We start from the raw sequence: 20389 nt of genomic DNA on the forward strand, positions 1-20389 counted from the left end.
CGAAGCCCGTGACCGCGACGTCCGGGACTCGGTACGCTCGCGCGGGCCACGACGTCTTGCTGGTCGGGCGCCCGACCAGTTACCGGAGCCGTCGATGCCTCGCCTCGCCACCGCCCTTCTCGTGGCCGTCGCGTTGGTCGTCGGGGCGCTCCCGGTGAGCGCGAGCGCGAGCGCGAGCGGGCAGGGCGGGGGCGTCGACCCGACGACACGTGACCGCCCGACCGATCGGGGTCCGTACCCGCAGGTCCCGGGGCCTGCGGTCGATCCTGCCGCCGCCGAGGTCGACCACCTGCTCGTGAAGTTCGCCGACCAGACCTCCGCAGTCCGGGAACGCGCCGCGCTGGACGGGGCCGGGGCCACGGGACGCGTGATCGTGTCCGGCACTGACTACGTCCGCGTGCGGGTCGGGACCGAGGAGTCGGCGGCCGAGGTGCTCGACCGCCTGGCGCACGACCCGAGCGTGGTCGACGTCCAGCTCGACCACGTCCGGCACGCCGCCGGCTGGACCGACGACCCCGGCAACGACTGGACCTGGCCGTACCTCGACCTGGTCCGGCTGCCCCGGGCGTGGGACGTCACCGCCGGCCAGGGAGCGGTCGTCGCCGTCCTGGACACCGGGGTCGACGCTGCGCACGAGGACCTCGCCGGGCGCCTCCTGCCCGGCAAGGACTTCGTCGACGGGGACTCCGTGCCCCAGGACCCCAACGGGCACGGCACGACGGTGGCCGGCCTCGTCGCAGCGAACGGCAACAACGGGCTCGGCGGGGTCGGCGCCGCCTACGCGGCCAAGGTTCTCCCGGTGCGGGTGCTGGACGCCGACGGCGCGGCGCCCGACTCCCGGATCGCCGCGGGCATCGCGTGGGCCGCGGCCCAGCACGCGGATGTCATCAACCTGTCGCTGGCCGGACCGGCGACGTCGCCGGTGCTCCTCGATGCCATCCGCGCCGCGATCACCGCGGGCTCGGTGGTCGTCGCGGCCGCGGGCGACTCGGGCACGCAGACCCCCCAGTACCCCGCCGCGTACGCGCCGGCCGTCGACGGGCTGGTCGCTGTCTCGGCGACCGACGACGACGGAGCGATGCTGCCGGAGTCGTCGTGGGGCGACGACGTCACGCTCGCCGCGCCCGGGTCCCAGATCCTCGGTCCCGCCGCGGGGACGGGCTACCAGGTCGGGACGGGGACGTCCTTCGCCGCGCCGCTGGTCAGCGGCGTGGCGGCGCTGGTCAGCGCGCACTCACCGGCGCTCACCCCGGCGCAGCTCGAGCGGCGGCTCGTCGACTCGGCCCGCGAGGCCGGCCCGCGGGGCACCGACCCCTTCTACGGCGCCGGCCTGCTGGACGCCGCCGCGGCGGTCACCTGGACCGATGCCGCGCGCGCGGCGCCCGCCGTCGCCCTGGACCGCGTCGGCGGCGACGGTCGGTCCAACGACACCCGCGGGACGGCCACGCCCGCCAGCTTCCAGGTCAACGGCACGCTCGCCCCCGAGGGGGACGTCGACTGGTACCGATTCGACGGCGCCGCGGGGTGGTCCGCGGTCCAGCTCGAGGTCGACGACACCGACACGGCCGAGTTCGAGGGGGTGCTGTCCCCGGTCGTCGAGGTCCGCGACGGGTCGGGGGCCGTGCTCCGGCGGTTCGACGGGCTGGGTCAGGAGTACGTCTGGCTCCCGGCGGCCGGTCCGCTCTTCGTACGGGTCACGATGCAGACGGCCGCGACCTCGGACATCCGCTACGGGATCTCGGTCGGTCCGCTGCCGGCCCCCGCGCCCGCGAGCAATGCGATCTACGACGCCGGGCCGGGGGCGATGACGCTCGCGACCGGTGACGTGACGGGCGACGGTCGTCCCGACGTCCTCGTCGGCGAGCCGGACGGCGGCATCGGCGTGCTGGCGGGGTCCGGGGACGGGCGACTGAGCGAGCCGATGCTCGTCGAGCCGCCGCCGGGCATCTCGCTCAGCGGTCGGCTCGCGACGGCGGACCTGGACGGCGACGGCCGCACCGACGTCCTCGCCGGCACCTGGTCGGGAAGCGGTGATGGGATCGTGTCGGGGGTGCTCCCCTTCCTGCAGCGCAACGGCGAGCTCGTGCCGGGGACGGCACTGGCGATCCCGGGCTGGCTGCTGATGCCCGTGCTGGGTGACCTCGACGGTGACCACGACGTCGACGTCCTCCTCTCGGCGGTGATGTCCGGGGACAGCGGACGCGTGGCGCTCAACGACGGGCACGGCGTGTTCAGCCTGGTCAGCGCCTCGGTCGCGATCGCGAGCCAGATGCCCGCCGTCGGCGACGTGACGGGTGACGGGCGGCAGGACATCGCCGACGGCCGCTCGGTCTTCCGGGGCCGGGGTGACGGGACGTTCGAGGCAGGGGTCGTCTACGAACCGTCGGGGCGGCCTGCGGCGGCGGAGGTGCGGATCGGGGACGTCACCGGCGACGGCCGTGCCGACGCCGTGAGCCGGACCACGCTCGGGCTGGTGGTCGGGGTGCAGCGTGCCGACGGCGGCATCGACCTGCGCACCGCGGACTCGTCCGGCAGCGGGCTCGTGCTCACCGATGCGAACGACGACGGTCGCACGGACGTCGTCGGGGTCCTCACCGGATGGCAGGAGCTGCGGGTCTCCTCCCAGCTGCCCGACGGGACGCTCGGGCCTGACCACTCGGGGGACCGGCTCGTCGGGTACTCCGGTTCGACGCCGGCGCAGACGGTTCAAGCCGTCGACCTCGACGGCGACGGCAGCCAGGAGATCGTCGTCCTCCACACCGACATCGACGGCGCACCCATCGTCGAGGTCGTGCGCCGCAACCTCGCCCGGGCAGGCGTCGGCGTCGCCTGGGTCAAGGACGTGACGCCGGCGGTCCACGCCTCGGGCGTCGGCGTCCGGCCCACCGTGCGCATCGCGCTCGACACCACGCTGCGCACCGACTCGCTCACTGCCACCTCGGTGCGCCTGGTCGACGCCGCGGGCGCGACCGTCACCGCGACGCGGACGTACTCGGCGGCGGACCGGACCATCAGCCTCACGCCGTCGGCGGACCTGCAGGCCGGCCTCCACTACGAGGTGGTCGTCGACGGGCTGGTGAACGCCTCCGGGGTGCCGCAGGACGAGCCGTTCCGGTCCTGGTTCACGGTGGCCGCCGGCGGGTCGCGGTACACGCCGGTCGAGCCCCTGCGGGTGCTGGACACCCGGGACGGCACCGGGATGCACGCGGCGCCGCACCGGATCGCGTCGGGCGAGCAGCTCGTCCTCGACCTGCACGAGCTGGCCGACCGTGGCGCCACGGCCGTCGTGCTGAACGTGACCGCGGCGTCGCCCGCGGGCTTCGGCAACGTGCGGGTCTACCCGTACCACTACGGGGCGACGCCGCCGGGCGTCTCGAACGTCAACGTCGCACCCGGGATCGACCAGCCCAACCTCGTCACCGTGCCCCTCGGGGACTTCGGCTACGTCGACCTGCTGCCGTCCGGGACGTCGACGCACCTGATCGCGGACCTGCAGGGCTACTACGCCCCCGGGGGAGCGACGGCGTACGAGCCGCTCGCGCCGCAGCGGCTTCTCGACACGCGCAGCGGGACCGGGGTGCGCCGGGGCCCGCTGGTGGGGGGATCGTCGGTCGACCTGCGCGTGACCGGGGTCGGTGGGGTGCCCGCCGACGCGGTCGCGGTGGTGCTCAACGTGACGGCGACCCAGGTCGCGCAGCTGACGCACGTGCGCGTCTACCCGGCTCCGGCCGACTCCGAGGACCAGACCCCGCCGGACATCTCCAACCTCAACCTCACGCCCGGGCGCGACCAGCCGAACCTGGTCACCGTGCCGATCGGGGACGCCGGCCGCGTCCGGTTCTACCTGCACCAGGGCCGCGCCGACCTGATCGCCGACATCGCCGGCTACTACGCCGCCACGGGCGACAACGGCTTCGTACCGGTGGCGCCCACCCGGGTCGTCGACACGCGCAGCGGGCGGGGGATCGCCACCACGCTGCACAAGGGGACCGTGTCCAGCGTGAAGATCGCCGGCGCCGGGTCGGTGCCCGCAGGCGCTGTCGCGGCCGTGCTCAACGTCACCGGCGTCCAGCCGCGCGGCGTCACGCACGTGCGGGCGTTCCCGACGACGTCGGCGGCGCCCCCGGACATCTCCACGATCAACCTGGTGCCGGGCAGGGACGAGGCGAACCTCGCGGTCGTCCCGGTCGGGCTCGGCGGCGCCGTCTCGTTCTACCCGGCCACCGCCGACGTCGACCTGGTGGTGGACGTGGCCGGGTACTTCGCCCGCTGAGCTCGCCGGCTCAGCGTCGGAAGTATCCGCTGACGTCCACGACGAGGTCGGTGGTGCCCACGGGGGTGAAGAAGGAGACCGTGCCGCCGGTGCCGAGCTTGACCAGGGCGAGGTTGGCGTCGTCGCGGCCGGGGACCAGGTTGATGGTGGACACGTCGGGCGGGTTGCCGGGTGCGGTGGGGTAGGCGCGGACGTGGGTGGGCAGGCTCGGGTGGACGCCGGTGACGTTCAGGACCGCGGCGACCGCGTTCGACGGGACCCCGGCGTGGCCGGTGACGGCGAGGTCCTGTGCCGTGCCGGCGGTGAGCTTGCCGGTGAACCCGTTGGTGGACCGGGTGTCGCCGATGCGGACGGGGCTGATCGGGACGAACCCGTTGTCGCCGGTGGCGGTGTAGTAGCCGGCGACGTCGGCGATGAGGAGCTCCGAGGCGATCGGGGTGAAGAACCGGACGCGTCCGCCGTCGCCGACCTTGACGGTCACGAGGTTGGGCTGGTCGCGGCCGGGTAGCAGGTTGAGGTTGGAGATGTCGGGTGGGGTCTGGTCCTCGCCCGCGCCGGGGGTCGGGTAGACGCGCACGTGGGTGGGTCCGGTGACCTGGGTGCCGGTGACGTTCAGGACGACGGCGGTCGCGTCCTTGGGCACGAGGGTGCCGTCGGCGACGGACAGGTCGACCCACTGGCCGGCCTTCAGGGCGCCCTTGCGGACGCCGGTGCCGTCGCGCATGTCCATCACGCGTGTGGGGGTGAGGGGCTCGAACGCGGTCGCTGCGCCCGGGCTGTAGTAGCCCGCGACGTCGGCGATGAGGTGCGTCGTGGTGGCCTCGGGCAGGAGGGTCACCGAGCGGTCGGTGCCGAGCGCGACCGTCACCAGGTTCGGCTGGTCGACCCCGGGCATGACGTTGAGGTTGGAGACCCTCGGCGGGGCGCCCGGGCCGGTCGGGTAGACCCGGATGTTCCCGGGCGCTGAGGGGTTCGAGGCCGTCACGTTCAGGACGACGGCCGTCGCGTCGGCGGGCAACGAAAGGATCTGGAGCTGCAGTGGCACGCCGGGTTGGCGCGGTCCGGGGCCCGAGTTCAGCAAGCCGAGCCCACTTCGGGTGTCGAGCACGCGTACCGGATCGACGGGCGTGTATCGCTCACCGTTCGCGCCGACCGTGAACCACGTGCGCACTGGCGTCCGCTGGGTCGCCCCAGCCGCGTCCTGCAACCCGTCCACGATGACCGTGTAGTGGTTGCCGACGCCCAGGTCGGACGTCGGCGTGATCGTCAGTGTCCGAGCGGACGTCCATGTCATTGTGCTGGGGATGTCGGCCTGCGTCGCGCCGTCCACCAGCCGGACCGTCGCGGGCGTCGCCGAGGCCGCGGACATGTCGCGCTCGAACGAGATCGTGGTCGCCTGTCGAACGTCGGCGCCCGCGGTGTTCGGGGCGGGCGAGACGGCGCTCGCCGCGATGGGCGACCGGTGCACGGCGTCCAGGGCGTTCTGGTGCATGGCGATGACACCGTCGGCGATGGAGAGTGCGGCGTCCGGCGCGCCGTCCGCGTCGAGGTCGGCCACTGCCAGCGCCCCGTTCGCGAGGGAGCCGGACGAGCGGAGGACGCTGACCTCCGCGGCGCCGAGCGTCCCCGCGCTCGTCTGCGGGAAGTACGAGAGGACGCCGAAGCCTGCGGCGACGACGTCCTGGCGCCCGTCGAGGTCGAAGTCGGCGACGGCGACGGTGTACGGCATGGCGTTGAACGCGGTCGGGTAGAGGGCGGACGGGCCGAATCCGGCGCCCGACCATGAGTCGACCTGCACGGCGCTGCCGACGCGCGAGTTGCGGACCACGTCCGGCACACCGTCCCCGGTGACATCGGCGACCGCGACGTCGGGTTGGTCGCCGTCCATCATCTGCAGGGCCGGCAGCGGGATGGCCGGCGCGAACGTGCCGTCCGGGTTCTGCAGGCTGACACCGGTCGGCCACACCAGGTCCGGCCGGTGGTCGGCGTTGACGTCGCCGAGGGTCACGCGGCGTGGCTCCGGGCGGGTGGCGCTCGCTCCGGGTGTGAAGCCTCCCCCGCCGTCGTTGAGCAGCACCTGCACGACGTCCGACGCCTCACGTCCGACCACGAGGTCCACGTCGCCGTCCCCGTCGATGTCACCGCCTGCCATCACGGCCGCGCTGGTCGACATCGGCAGCGTCCCCGTCGGCACGATGCCGCCGGTCCCGGTGTCGAAGAACGCAATGCCCGCGACGCTGCCGACTGCGAGGTCCGTCTGCCCGTCGCCGTCCAGGTCGGCAGCCACGAATCCGCCACCGCTGTCACTGTTGCTCAGGCCAACGAGCTCGACGTGCTCAAACGATCCGTCGCCGACTCCGCGGTTCAGCAGGAGGTACCGTCCACCTGACACCCTGAGTGCGTCGACGACGCCGTCGCCGGTGACGTCGGCGAGTCCCAGGCTCGACGAGAAGCCCCAGGAGCTTCCGCTCGTCCCCGTCGCCGTGGCTGTGAACCGGTCCGTCGAGGAGCTCCTCACCGAGACGCGGTAGTCCACGTCGCTCGCGGAACCGTTCCGGTTGGTGACCCGGATGTACAGCCGCATCGCGTGCGGCGCACCCACGGTCACGTCCACCTCGCCATACGTACTCAGGTCGCGTCCGGTGGCCAGCACGCGTCCCTCGCCGTCCCGTACCTCCACGACCGGGTCCAGATCCCGGCCGGAGTAGCCGTTCGCGCCCGGAACCTCGACGCTGTACCAGCCGCGCGCAGGTGCGTCGTAGGCGTACCAGTCTTCGTCGCCCTCGGGCGAGAGCGTCCCGGTAGCCCCGGCGGCGGTGAGGACCATGGCCGTCGCGCGGGTGTCGTCGGAGGCGCCAGGATCGACCGGAGCGCGGTCCAACGGCGGAGCGACGGCGGCGGGGAGGGCGTCGGCAGAGGTGAGTGCGGTTGCCGCGTCCAGCACCCCCGCGCCGTAGTAGGGGTCCACACCGCGCGGTCCGGCGTCCCGAGCGCCCGCGATCAGACGCCGCTCGACGACGGCCGGGGACAGCACGCCCGGACGGGCTCGCAGCAGGGCCGCGACACCCGCGACGAACGGCGCGGAGAAGGAGGTTCCGGAGTCGTAGACGTAGCCGCCGCGGTTGCTCGGACCGATGATCTGGTACCCCGGCGCGGAGATCGAGACCCAGTCACCGAAGCTGGAGAACGCAGTGGTCTGGCCGTCGTCGTTGGTGGCCGCGACAGCGAGCAGCCCCTCGATCTGCGGTGCGTACGCGGCGGGGTATTGCGCCTCCTGCGTGCCGTCGTTCCCCGCCGCAGCGATCACGACCGCGCCCGCGGCGACGGCGGTCGCGATCGCATCGCGCAGCACGGGCGAGGGGTCGGTGCCGCCGAGCGAGAGGTTGATGACAGAGGCGCCATGGCTCGTCGCCCACGCCAGGCCCGCGGCGATCGTCGAGTCGTTGCCGTTGCCGTCCGCGTCGAGCACGCGGACGGGGAGGATCTTCGCGTCGTATGCGGCACCGACCGAGCCGGCACCGTTGTTGCCGCGCGCCGCGGCGACGCCGGCGACGAGTGTCCCGTGGCCGTTCGGGTCGGACGGGTCGGCATCGTTGTCGACGAAGTCCTTGCCGCCGGACGCCAGGACGAGGTCGGGGTGTGCGCTGACGCCGGTGTCGAGGACGGCGATCGTCACACCGGCTCCCGTCGACGCGTCCCAGGCGCGCGGCAGCCGGACCAGGTCGACGTACGGCCAGCCCTCCTCGAGCAGCGGGTCGTCGGTCCAGGCGAACGCGTGGCGGACGTGGTCGAGCTGCACCGCGGCGACCCGCGGGTCGGCCTGGAGCCGCGCGACGACGTCGGCGGGGTTCTCGTCACCGACGCTGACCTCGACGTACGGCGTGCCGGGGACCGAGCCGTCGCGGCTCCCCCCGACGGCCTCCAACGCCGACCGCTGCTGCGTGCCGGACGTGCTCGGGGCGAACTTCACGAGCACGTGGTCGGCCGCGGGTGTCGCGTTGTCGTTCGCGGGGAGCTTCGCCGCGGGGACGGTCCCGCGGTCATGAGGGCGGTCGGTCGAGGTCGGGTCCGGGGCCTCGGCCGTCGCGGACGCGCCGACCGCGGGTGAGGGCCCGGCGGCTGCGAGGACGAGACCGAGGCCGAGGGCCGTCGCGGTCGTGACGATGCGGCGGTACATGCAGTCCTCGGATCCCTCTGGGCGTCAGGTCGTGACGCGCGTCGGCCGTGCCCTCGGACGGTTGCCCGGGGTCACGTCGGCCTGGGAATCGTAGGTGATCCGGACGCGTGTCCAATCACGTGGTATCGGCCGGTGCTCGCATTCTCTTGAGCCGGCCGGCTCAGCGTCGGAAGTATCCGCTGACGTCCACGACGAGGTCGGTGGTGCCCACGGGGGTGAAGAAGGAGACCTTGCCGCCGGTGCCGAGCTTGACCAGGGCGAGGTTGGCGTCGTCGCGGCCGGGGACCAGGTTGATGGTGGACACGTCGGGCGGGGTGCCGGGTGCGGTGGGGTAGGCGCGGACGTGGGTGGGCAGGCTCGGGTGGACGCCGGTGACGTTCAGGACGGCGGCGACCGCGTTCGACGGCACCCCGGCGTGGCCGGTCACCGCGAGGTCCTGTGCCGTGCCGGCAATGAGCTTGCCGGTGAACCCGTCCTTGAACCGGGTGTCGCCGATGCGGACGGGGCTGATCGGGACGAACCCGTTGTCGCCCGTGGCGGTGTAGTAGCCGGCGACGTCGGCGATGAGGAGCTCCGAGGCGATCGGGGTGAAGAACCGGACGCGTCCGCCGTCACCGACCTTGACGGTCACGAGGTTCGGCTGGTCACGGCCGGGCAGCAGATTGAGGTTGGAGATGTCCGGCGGGGTCTGGTCCTCGCCCGAGCCCGGGGTCGGGTAGACCCGCACGTGGGTGGGTCCGGTGACCTGGGTGCCGGTGACGTTCAGGACGACCGCGGTCGCGTCCTTGGGCACGAGGGAGCCGTCGGCGACGGACAGGTCGACCCACTGGCCGGCCTTCAGGGCGCCCTTGCGGACGCCGGTGCCGTCGCGCATGTCCATCACGCGCGTGGGGGTCAGGGGCTCGAACGCCGTCGCGGCGCCCGGGCTGTAGTAGCCGGCGATGTCGGCGATGAGGTCGGTGGTGGTCGCGTCGGGGAGGAGCCGGATCGTGTGGTGGTCCGGGCCGAGCGCGACGGTGACCAGGTTCGGCTGGTCGACCCCGGGCATGACGTTGATGTTGGAGACCAGCGGGGGTGCGCCGAGGCCCTCCGGGTAGACGCGGACGTTGCCGGCTGCCGACGGGTTCACGGCCGTGACGTTCAGGACGACCGCGGTGGCGTCGGCGGGCAGGCCGAACAGGGCGACCTCGAGCGCCTTGCCCGCGGGCACGCGTCCGGCCTCCCAGGTGCCGACCCCAGTGCGGGTGTCGAGCACGCGGACCGGGTCGACCGGGGTGTACCGGTCGCCGTGCGCCGCCACCGTGAACCACGTCCGGACCGGCACCGACTGGGTCGCACCGCTGGTGTCGGTCAGGCCGTCGACGATCACCTCGTAGTGCGAGCCGGGGGTCAGGTCGGCGGTCGGTGTCAGCTGGATCGTCTTCGTGGTCGCGTTGTAGGTGCGGTTGACGGCCACGCTCGCTCCGGCCGCATCGACGATCCGCACGCTCGAGGGCACCGGCGTCCTGAGCGGCCGGTCGAGCGTGACGGAGACGACCTGCCGCGCCGCGGCGCCGGTCGTGTGCGGCGCGGGGGTCACGGCACGGACCCAGGCCTGGCCCTCCGTGTCGGAGAGCTCTCGCTGGACCGAGACCACGAGGTACAGCCCCGAGGTGACGACGTCGAGGTCGCCGTCGCCGTCCAGATCGGCCGGTGCGATCCCGGGATGTCCGAAGAAGGCCACGATGTCGGGCAGGTCGGAGCCGGACGGGACGCCGAGGGTCCCGCCGGCCTGCTGCCGCAGCACGGTGAGGCGTCCCACGCTGGTGGGCGCGTCCCCGAGGGCGACGACGTCCTGCAGGCCGTCGCCGTCCATGTCGGCGATCCGGACCACCCACGCCCCCCTGTCGAGCGGGTAGACCACCTTCGGGTCGAAGGTGCCGTCGCCACGTCCTGGGATGACCTCGACCTCGTCAAAGCTGAGGTTGACGATGTCGGCGCGGCCGTCGCCGGTGACGTCGCCGATCGCGAACCTGAGCAGGTCCGGGCCGGCGGGCAACCCGGCGGACGCGCCGAGGTCGGCGTCGAGGTGGAGCGTGTCGTCGACGACGATGTCGACGTGGGTGTCGCCGTCCAGGAAGCCGGCGTCGACGTGGTCCCCGGTGCCGAAGTCCCCCGGCTGCACGGTGAACGTGCCGGTCCCGTTGTTGAGCGCGAGCAGGATGGGCGAGCCCGTGATCACGAGGTCGCGGTCGCCGTCGCCGTCGGCGTCGATCGGGATCGTGTCCCACGCCCCGGTGTCGGCGATCAGCCCGTGGGCGGTGAGGACGCCGCCGGCCTGCGTGAACACGCCGACACCGTTCACGGTGGTGACGAGGACGTCGAGGTCCCCGTCGCCGTCGACGTCGGCGGTGGACAGCCCCGTCACGGTGAGGCCGTACCCGGCGGGGATCGCGACCTCGACCGGGCTGTCGAGCGTGCCGTCGCCGTTGCCCGTCTGGACCCGGAAGAACGCCTCGTCGTAGTCGGTGGTGACGACGTCCGCGATGCCGTCACCGGTCAGGTCACCGGCTGCGGCCGACGACGCCCACTCGGGGTCCTCGTACTGGGTGGACGTGAACGTGACCGGCCCGGGCTCCGCGAACAGCATGACCCGGTAGGACTGGTCGCTGGCGGACGGGTTGGCGTTCGAGATGCCGATGAGCACGTCGCCACCGGCGGTCATGGGGAACACGACCTTCTCGGTGGCGGCGGGTTCCGCGACGCTCGCGGTGCCGAGCACGGTGCCCGTCGACGAGCGCACCTCGACGGCGAGGTCCAGCACCTGCGCGCCGGTCGGCGCGACAAGGATGTCGGCCTCGACCCGGTACCAGCCGGCCGACCCGATGGTCGCCCGGTACCAGTCGACGTCGCCCTCGGGCGCGATGGTGCCGACCGACTGTGGGGCGAGCGGGCCGGCCGTCGCGGGGGTGTCGTTGTCCAGCCCGTCGCCCGGCATCCGGTCGAACGGGACCGCCACCGCGGCCGGCACCGGGTCCGCGGTCGTGACGGCCGACGCCGCGTCCAGGACACCGAACCCGTAGTACGGGTCCGTGCCACGGGGCCCGGCGTCGCGGGCCGTGGTCTCGAGCCGCTCCTCGACCGTCGCGGGTGTCATTGTCGCGTGCGCCCGGACGAGGGCTGCGGCGCCGGCGACGAAGGGTGCGGAGAACGAGGTGCCGGACCCGTAGGCGTAGCCCCCGTCCTTGTAGGTGCCGATGATCGTGTCACCCGGCGCGGCCAGCGAGACCCAGTCGCCCCAGCTGGAGAACGCGGCGAGGGAGCCGTCGTCGTCGGTCGCCGAGACCGCGAGCAGACCCGCGATCTGAGGGGCGTACGCGGCCGGGTACTGCGCCTGCTCCGTGCCGGCGTTCCCGGCGGCGGCCACGACCACGACGCCGGCCGCGACGGCCGCGCTGATCGCGTCGCGCAGCACCGGGGACGGGTCCGTGCCGCCGAGCGACAGGTTGATGACCCCGGCGCCGTGGCCGGCGGCCCAGGCGACGCCCGCGGCGATCGTCGAGTCGTCGCCACCGCCTGTGGCGTCGAGCACCCGCACCGGCAGGATCTTCGCGTCGGACGCGGCCCCGACGGACCCGATGCCGTTGTCGCCCGTGGCGGCGGCGATGCCGGCGACCATCGTGCCGTGGCCGTGGGGGTCCGACGCGTCGTTGTCGTGGTCGACGAGGTCGATGCCCGGCAGGACGGTCAGGTCCGGGTGCGCGCTCACGCCGGTGTCGAGGACGGCGATCGTCACGCCGGCGCCGGTCGACGCGTCCCACGCGCGCGGCAGCCGGAGCGTGTCGATGTACGGCCAGGCCCACTCGAGCAGCGGGTCGTCGGTCCACCCGTACGCGTGCCGGACGTGGTCGAGCTGCGCCTCGGCGACGCGCGGGTCGCTGTCGAGCCGGGCGACGACGTCGACGGGGTCCTCGTCGCCGACCGCGACCTGCACGTAGGGGGTGCCGTCGACGTCGCCCTCGCTGCTGCCGCCGACGGCCTCGAGGGCGGACCGCTGCTGGGCGCCGGTCGTGCTGGGGGCGAACTTCACCAGCACGTGGTCGGGGTCGTACGTCGCGTCGCCGACCTCGGGGAACGTCGCCTCGGGCACGGGACCGCGGTCGTCCGGACGCTCGGCGGTGGTGGGGTCGGGGGCCGTGGCTGTGGGCGTCGCGGGGGCGGCGACTGCCGGGGCGAGGCCGCCGGCGGTCAGGGCGAGGCCGACGCCGAGTGCCGTCGCGGCGCTGATGATGCGGCGGTTCATGACCTGCCCCCGGTGTCCCAGACGACGACCGTGCCTCGAACGGTTGCTCGGGGTCGCGGTCGACGTGCTCGGAGCCTAGGTCCAGGGACCGGGCGGCGGGGGCGATTTCCGCACGATCACGCCGTCGCGCGCTCGTTCCGCCGCGCGATGTCGAGGGCGAGCAGCGCGATGCCGGCCGCGCCGAGGGCCGCGGCGAGACGCTCGAGCAGGCCGCCGACGGGCGAGGTCGAGAACGCCCCGGCCGCCACGAAGAGCACGAGCACCGCGATCGTGAACCAGCGGGTCGGTCTCGCCCGACCCTGCCAGTCGGTCGTGTTGTGCATCGCGGCGGCGAGGAAGAAGCCGGCGCCCACGAGGAACGTGAAGCCGGCCGTGGTCAGGACCGTGTCGAGCGTCCCGCCGAGGTTCGCGGTCTGGGCGCTCGCGCTGCAGCCGGCGTCGGCGATCCGGCACGCGAGGCGCTCGAACGGGGTCAGCAGGTCTCCGAGGCCGTAGACCGAGAGCGCCAGCAGGATCGAGCCGACCCGCGCGGACCAGCCACCGGCCCGCAGCGACGGCCAGACGCAGAGCCACGCGAAGACGATCGTCACGGCTCCGGTCAGCGTCAGCACGACGACGAGGAACCAGGCGTGCGGCGCCGTGACCGCATACATGTCGCTGATCGAGTGCGCGAGGACGCTGTAGCCGGCGCCCTGCCACGCCGCCGCGACCAGCCAGGACGCGACGAAGACGACCTGCGCGGCGACGGTGACCAGTGCCCAGGTGCGCCTGGTCGAGCGGGCCGCCGCGTCGTCGTCCATGGTGGGAACGGTAGCGACGACGGTCGCTCGCCGGGGGTGGACGGTCGTCCGAATTTGACCCGTTCGGGCGACGACTCCCGGCCGCGCTGTCGCTACCGTGACCCCGACGGTCGGCTGCAGGGGTGCAGGGTCCCGACACCAACACCGGGAGCCCACGTGCTGCGCCGACGCCACACCCTGCGGTTCGCCGCGCCCCTCACCCTCGCGCTGCTGGTCGCGCTGGGCGCTCCCGCGCAGGCCGCGCCGGAGCCCTCCCCCGCGGACCCGTCGCCGGACGTGCACACGACGCCGTTCAGCGCGCCCCCGGAGCACGCGCCCCGCACGGCGCCGCCGCTGCCCGAGCTCCAGACCCCGGCCGCACCCGAGGAGGCCGGGTACGCCCCGGACCACGTGCTGGTCCGGTTCGCGACGACGGCGTCGCCGAGCCAGCAGCGCTCGTCGCTGTCCGCGCTGGGCACCCAGGTCGAGGACGTCGTCGACGGCACGGGCTGGGTGCAGGTCGACGTCGGCGACCAGGACCCGACAGCCGTCGTGGCGAAGCTGGACGCCGACCCGCAGGTCGCCGACGTGCAGCTGGACCACGTGCGGCACGCCTTCGCGGTCCCGAACGACCCGTACGTCCAGTCGGTGCCCTACTTCGACCTGCTGCGCCTGCCGCGGGCCTGGGACACCAGCACGGGCACGGGCACGGTCGTCGCCGTGCTGGACACGGGCGTCTTCGGCACGCACCCGGAGCTCGCCGGCTCGGTGCTCGCGGGCACGGACCTGATCGGGAACGACTCGGACCCCGAGGACGTCGCCGGGCACGGCACCCTGGTCGCCGGGGTCATCGCCGCGCACGCGAACAACGCCGACGGTGCGGCCGGTGCCGCGTACGGCGCGAAGATCCTGCCGGTCAAGGTCCTCGACGACACCGGATCGGGCACCGACTCGACGGTGGCGGCCGGGATCACCTGGGCCACCTCGCACGGTGCCGACGTCATCAACCTCTCGCTCGGCGGTCCCGACCCCGCGCCCGTCGTGCTCACCGCCATCCAGAGTGCCGTCGCCGCGGGCGTCGTCGTCGTCGCGGCGGCCGGCAACGAGGGCACGGACGTCCCGATGTACCCGGCCGCCTACGCTCCGCAGGTCGACGGGCTGCTCGCGGTGTCGGCCACCGACGACTACGGCTCGCTCACGGACTTCAGCAGCTGGGGCGACTGGGTCACCCTGGCGGCACCGGGCTACCAGGTGGTCGGTCCGTCGGCGAGCGGCTGGTACACGACCGGCACCGGCACCTCGTTCGCCGCACCGTTCGTCAGCGGCGCGGCCGCGCTGGTGGTCGCGCACTCCCCGGCGTTGACCCCGGCCGCGGTGGAGCAGCGGCTGGTCTCCACGGCCACCGACGCCGGCCCGCGCGGGATCGACCCGTACTACGGCCGCGGGGTGCTCGACGCGGCCGCCGCCGTGACGGCGGCCGACACCTACCCGGCCGCGCCGGGCGTGCCGCTGGACCGCGCGCCCACGGACCCGGGCGGCTCCGATGACACCCGGGCGACCGCGCGGTCGCTGCCGGGCGGCGGGAGCACCGCGACGCTCAGCCCCGAGGGCGACGTCGACTGGTACCGCGTCGACGCCCCGTCCGCCGGCTGGTACGTCGTGCAGGTCGACATCACGCCGACGCCCGGTGTGGGGGTGCAGCTGGTCGCCGACGTCGAGGTCCGGAACGCGGCGGGCGACATCGTCGCCTCCGCCAGCACCGGGGGCAACCCGACGGCCCAGGCGTTCGTCCCCGTCCCCGCGGCGGGCACCTTCTACGTCGAGATCTCCGAGGCCGACGGCGCGATCTCGACCGACACCTACACGATCACGGCCGCGCCCGGGACGGCTCCGCCGTTCACCAGGACCCACCAGTCGACCCCACCGGACACGTACGACGGTCCGATCGCGGTGGGTGACGTCACGGGCGACGGGCGGGCCGACGCCGTGAGCGCACCGCTGCAGGGCTCCGCGCTCGACGTCTACGCCGGGCAGGCGGGCGGCACCGTCGCGGCACCGACGCTCGTCGCGCTCCCGAGCGGGACCTTCAACGGGTCGGGCATCGCCGGTGTCGACGTCAACGGCGACGGCCGCATGGACGTGGTCGCGGCCACGACGACCGGCGTCCAGGTGTTCACGCAGCCGCTGGCCGGCGGTCTGGTCGCCGGGACGTCCCTCTCGTTCGCGGACGCGCAGAAGGTCGTCGCTGCCGACATCGACGGCGACGGCGACCAGGACCTCGTGCTCACCAGTTGGACTGCGGGTGGCGCACAGGTGGCGAAGAACAACGGCACCGGAACGTTCACACTGGGCGCGGTCGTCCCGTCGTCCATCTGGATCGCGGTCGGCGATGTCACGCGCGACGGGCGGCCCGACATCGTCGACGTCTCCCAGTACTTCGCCCAGAAGCCTGACGGTACGTTCGCCGACCCGGTCGCGCTGCCCAGCACGGGCTTCGGCCTCTGGCGCACGCTCGCGATCGCCGACGTCACCGGCGACGGGTTCGCGGACGTGATCCGGCCGAGCGCGTCCAACAACGGCCTCGTCCAGGTGGACTCGATGCAGGCGAACCAGACCTTCGCCGCCTCGCACTCCTACCCGGCGTACGAGATCCCCGACGTGATCGCGACGGGCGACGTGACCGGCGACGGCAGGACCGACGTGGTCGTGACGAACAGCGGGTGGTTGGGCATCACCGTCCTCCCGCAGAAGAGCGACGGGACGCTCGGCGCACCGATCACCTTCGGCGCGGGCAACTACGTGTCCTGGTACCAGCCGGACGGCCTCAAGGTCGGCGACGTCGACGGCGACGGGCACAACGACCTGGTGCTCTCGGACAACGGGATGTCGGTCTTCCGGCAGAACTCGCTCGACCAGGCTCCGCTCGGGCACGGGTGGCTGAAGGGTGTGACGCCGGCGACGAACAGCGCCGGTGCCGGGGTGCGTCCGACGGTGTCGGTGGCGTTGGAGCGGGCATTGAAGGCCGGCTCGGCGAGCGCGTCGACGGTGCGGTTGATCAACGGTGCGACGGGTGCGGTCGTGCCGGCGTCGGTGACGTACACGTCGGGCACCAAGACGATCGGCCTGACGCCTTCCGCGGACCTGTCCCCGGGGAGCCACTACGAGGTGATCGTGGCGGGTCTGACCGACTCGGCGAACGCGGTGCAGGACGAGCCGATCCGGTCGTTCTTCACCGTCGCGGCGAACGGGTCGCGGTTCACCCCGATCGACCCGGTGCGCATCTTCGACAGCCGTGACTACGGGTTCCCGATCGAGTCCGGTGAGCAGCTGGTGCTGGACCTGAGCGGCCTGGCCGCCGCGGGTGGCACGGCCGTGGTGCTGAACGTGACGGCGACGGGGGTGGCCCGGCAGGGCAACGTGCGGGTCTACCCGACCCCGGCCAACGGCATCCCGCCGACGGTGTCCAACCTGAACGTGGTCCCGGGGGTGGACCAGCCGAACCTGGTCACGGTGGCTCTTGGGGCGGACGGCACGATCAGCCTGCTGCCGGAGGCGACCTCGACGCACCTGATCGTGGACGTCTCGGGGTACTACTCGGCGGGTGGCGCGGCGGCGTTCGAGCCGTTGGCGCCGGTGCGGGTGATGGACCTGCGCGACGGCACGGGTGGGGTCCCGCAGGGGCGTCTGGCCGCTGGTGCGCACGTGGACCTGCAGGTCACCGGCCGTAACGGGGTCCCCGCCGACGCGGTGGCCGTGGTGCTGAACGTGACCGGCACGCAGACGGCCGCCCCGACCCATGTGCGGGTCTACCCGACCCCGGGCCCGGGGGACGCGCAGGGCGGCCCGGACGTGTCGAACCTGAACCTGCGCGCCGGCCGGGACCAGCCGAACCTGGTGACGGTCAAGGTCGGGGACGGGGGCCGGATCCGGTTCGACGCCCCGGTGGCCGCGACGTACCTGCTGGCCGACCTGGCCGGGTACTACACCGCGACGGGGGACAACGGGTATGTGCCGCTGACCCCGGCGCGCATCGCGGACACCCGGTTCTCCCAGGGGTTCACCGGGCTGATGAAGGCCGGCAAGGTGCAGGACCTGCAGGTCACCGGCCTGGCGGGTGTTCCGGCGGACGCGACGGCCGCGGTGCTGAACGTGACGGGGTCGCGGCCTCGCGACGTCACGCACATCCGGGTGTTCCCGACCACCGTGCCGGCGACGTTGCCCGACGTGTCCAGCCTGAACCTGGTGCCCGGACGTGACGAGGCCAACCTGGTCATCGCCCGCCTGGGGGTCGGCGGGAAGGTCTCGTTCTTCACCTTCACCGCCGACACCGACCTCATCGTCGATGTCTCCGGGTACTTCCGGAAGTGAGGACAGCCGGCTCGGGTGGCGGGGAGACCCGTCACCCGAAGTCGATCATCCCCCAGGTGACGACCCAGCCTCCGTCGGCTCCGGGAGTCACGTCGACGACCACGCCGTAGCCCATCTCGGCGCCGGCAGCCTCCTCGACGTCGACGAGGCAGGCCAGGCCGTCCGGGCTCGCGCTGTCGACGACGTCGCAGTCCGGGTCGCTCGACGGTGTCAGGTCGGCGAGCGCATCCGGGTCGTCGGGCGAGCCGGTCAGCGCCGTGATCGTCGCCGCGTCCCGGGTCCGCCATGCGGCGATGAACCGGTCGGCGGTCGCGCGTCGAGGGTCGTCCGACGTGGCGGACGGCTGCGCGGAGGCGGACGCGGTGACGGTCGCAACGGGGGTCGCGGTCGCGGTCGGGCTCGGCGTCGCGCTCACGGTCGGCGAGGTGGTGGGCGTCGCCGCATCCACGGGCGGGTCCGTCCCGGCGACGCACCCGGCGAGGAGCACCACGGTCGCGACCCCGACGAGCAGGGTCGACGCACCGGACCTGACGGACTCGCGCACGGTCAGCGGCACGACTGCTCCCTCCTCGACGTGTGCGCGCAAGGTACCGCGACGGTCGTTCTGCGAGGGGGACTTCTGGAGCTGGGAGCGGGTGACGAGAATCGAACTCGCGCTATCAGCTTGGGAAGCTGAAGTTCTGCCACTGAACTACACCCGCGTGACCGACAGGATCGGTCCGGCAGAGAGCATACCCGGCTGGATCGGTGCCGCGAACTCCACCCGGACAGCGCGGACACGCGCCACACTGGCCGCACCCCAGCAGCGGAGGTAGACGGTGGCGGAGTCCCGCTCGATGGTCCCGGCGACACTGCGCGGCTACCGCAGGTCGTGGCTCGCGCCGGACGTCGTCGCGGGGGTGACGCTGGCCGCCGTCGCGATCCCCGAGACGATGGGCTACACCTCGATCGCGCAGACGCCCGTGGTCACCGGCATCTACACGCTCATCTTCCCGACGCTCGTCTTCGCCCTGCTCGGCTCGTCGCGCCTGCTCGTCGTGGGTGCGGACTCCGCGACCGCGGCGATCCTGGCGGCCGGCCTGGCGGGACTCGGGATCGCTGGGCTGGAGCCGAGCACGGCGGAGTGGCTGGCGTGGACGAGCCTCGTGGCGATCGTCTGCGGCGTGCTGCTCGTGCTCGCGCGGCTGCTGCGGCTCGGGTTCCTCGGAGACTTCCTCAGCTCCGCGGTGCTGGTGGGGTTCCTCACCGGCGTGGGCATCCAGGTGTTCACGGGGCAGCTGCCGGAGATGCTCGGCATCCCCAAGGGCAGCGGCAACTGGTTCGCGCAGCAGTGGTACACGATCACGCACCTCGGTGATGCCGACCCGTGGACCGTCGCGTTCGCCGTCGGGACGCTGGTCATCATCATCGGCTGCAAGCGGTTCGCTCCCCGGGTGCCCGGGGCGGTGATCGCCGTGATCGCGTCGATCGTCCTGTCGGGCAGCCTCGACGCGACCTCGCACGGCGTCGACGTCATCGGTGCGGTCCAGGGTGGCTTCCCGCCGGTCGGGCTGCCCAGCGGCCTCGACTGGGGCGACGTGCCCAAGGTGATCGGGATCGCGTTCTCGTGCTTCGTGCTGATCATCGCGCAGAGCGCCGCGACGTCCCGCAGCTTCGCGATGAAGCACGACCAGCGCGTCGACGTGAACCGCGACATCGTCGGGCTGAGCGGCGCGAACCTCGCCGCCGGGCTCAGCGGCACGTTCGTCGTCAACGGCAGCCCCACCAAGACCCAGATCCTCGACGAGCAGCACGGCCGCACGCAGGTGGCCAACATGACGATGTCGCTGGTCGCGCTCGCGGTCGTGCTCTTCCTCACCGGGCTGCTCACCGACATGCCGAAGGCCGTGCTGGCCGCGATCGTGTTCCTCATCGGGATCGGGCTCATCGACGTCGCCGGCCTGCGGCGGATCAGGGCGGCCCGGGTGAGCGAGTTCGTCATCGCCCTGCTCACCGCCGTGGTCGTCTTCTCGGTCGGGGTCGAGGAGGGCATCGTCCTGGCGGTCGCGCTCTCGATCCTGGAGATCATCCGGCGGGCCTACTCGCCCAAGGGCTTCCTGGTCGGCGTCAACAAGGAGGGCGTCCCCTCGTACACGCCGGCCGCCCCCGGGGCGCAGAGCCTGCCCGGGCTGCTGGTGTTCCGGTACGACGCCGAGCTGTTCTACGCCAACGCCAACCGGTTCTCCGACGACGTGCAGGCACTGATCGCCGGCGCGCCGGACAAGGTCCGCTGGCTGGTGCTCGACTGCTCCTCGCTCACCGACGTCGACTACTCCGCCAGCCTCGCCCTGGCCGGCCTGATCACGGCGGTGCACGCCGACCACGGGGTCTTCGCGCTCGCCTCCCCCGATCCCGCGCTGCTGGACGACCTCCGGCGGTACGGCACGCTCGAGGGCTTCGACAACGCGCACGTCTTCCCGACGGTCGAGGCGGCCGTCCTGGCGTTCGTGGCGTCCCAGAAGGCCTGACCG

General features: G+C 73.3%; 7 protein-coding genes and 1 tRNA gene. 3 read left to right on the forward strand and 5 right to left on the reverse strand.

The genetic code is table 11. The features are described 5' to 3' along the window. The first annotated feature begins 94 nt into the window (after positions 1-94). Complete coding sequence (locus tag AC1DWH_RS16795) at positions 95-4273, forward strand: S8 family serine peptidase (protein WP_477094644.1); 4179 nt, start codon at positions 95-97, stop codon at positions 4271-4273. A gap of 10 nt (positions 4274-4283) precedes the next feature. Here the strand turns inward: AC1DWH_RS16795 and AC1DWH_RS16800 are convergent, their stop codons facing one another. The 3 genes from AC1DWH_RS16800 to AC1DWH_RS16810 form a co-directional block, all read right to left on the reverse strand. Then, complete coding sequence (locus AC1DWH_RS16800) at positions 4284-8450, reverse strand: S8 family serine peptidase (RefSeq protein WP_477094645.1); 4167 nt, start codon at positions 8448-8450, stop codon at positions 4284-4286. A gap of 160 nt (positions 8451-8610) precedes the next feature. Next, the gene (locus AC1DWH_RS16805; protein ID WP_477094646.1) at positions 8611-12732 is read right to left on the reverse strand and encodes a S8 family serine peptidase; all 4122 of its coding nucleotides are present in this window, start codon (positions 12730-12732) and stop codon (positions 8611-8613) included. Positions 12733-12848: 116 nt separating this feature from the next. After that, on the reverse strand, positions 12849-13532 hold the full coding sequence (locus AC1DWH_RS16810; RefSeq protein ID WP_477094647.1) for a DUF998 domain-containing protein: 684 nt from the start codon (positions 13530-13532) through the stop codon (positions 12849-12851). 156 nt (positions 13533-13688) lie between these two features. Between AC1DWH_RS16810 and AC1DWH_RS16815 the strand changes: the two genes are divergently transcribed. After that, positions 13689-17879 (forward strand): S8 family serine peptidase, encoded by a 4191-nt coding sequence (locus AC1DWH_RS16815; protein ID WP_477094648.1) that lies wholly within the window; start codon positions 13689-13691, stop codon positions 17877-17879. A gap of 31 nt (positions 17880-17910) precedes the next feature. On the opposite strand, the gene AC1DWH_RS16820 is transcribed toward AC1DWH_RS16815, so the two are convergent. Both AC1DWH_RS16820 and AC1DWH_RS16825 read right to left on the reverse strand, forming a co-directional pair. Further along, entirely contained in the window at positions 17911-18435 is a 525-nt protein-coding gene (locus tag AC1DWH_RS16820; protein ID WP_477094649.1) for a hypothetical protein, read from the reverse strand. 74 nt (positions 18436-18509) lie between these two features. Continuing rightward, positions 18510-18580, reverse strand: a tRNA-Gly gene (locus tag AC1DWH_RS16825). 117 nt (positions 18581-18697) lie between these two features. Here AC1DWH_RS16825 and AC1DWH_RS16830 point away from each other — a divergent pair. Beyond that, positions 18698-20386, forward strand: a complete 1689-nt coding sequence (locus tag AC1DWH_RS16830) for a SulP family inorganic anion transporter (protein WP_477094650.1) — start codon at positions 18698-18700, stop codon at positions 20384-20386. Positions 20387-20389: the final 3 nt, after the last annotated feature.

The organism is Cellulomonas sp. P2_F12 (assembly GCF_056403775.1).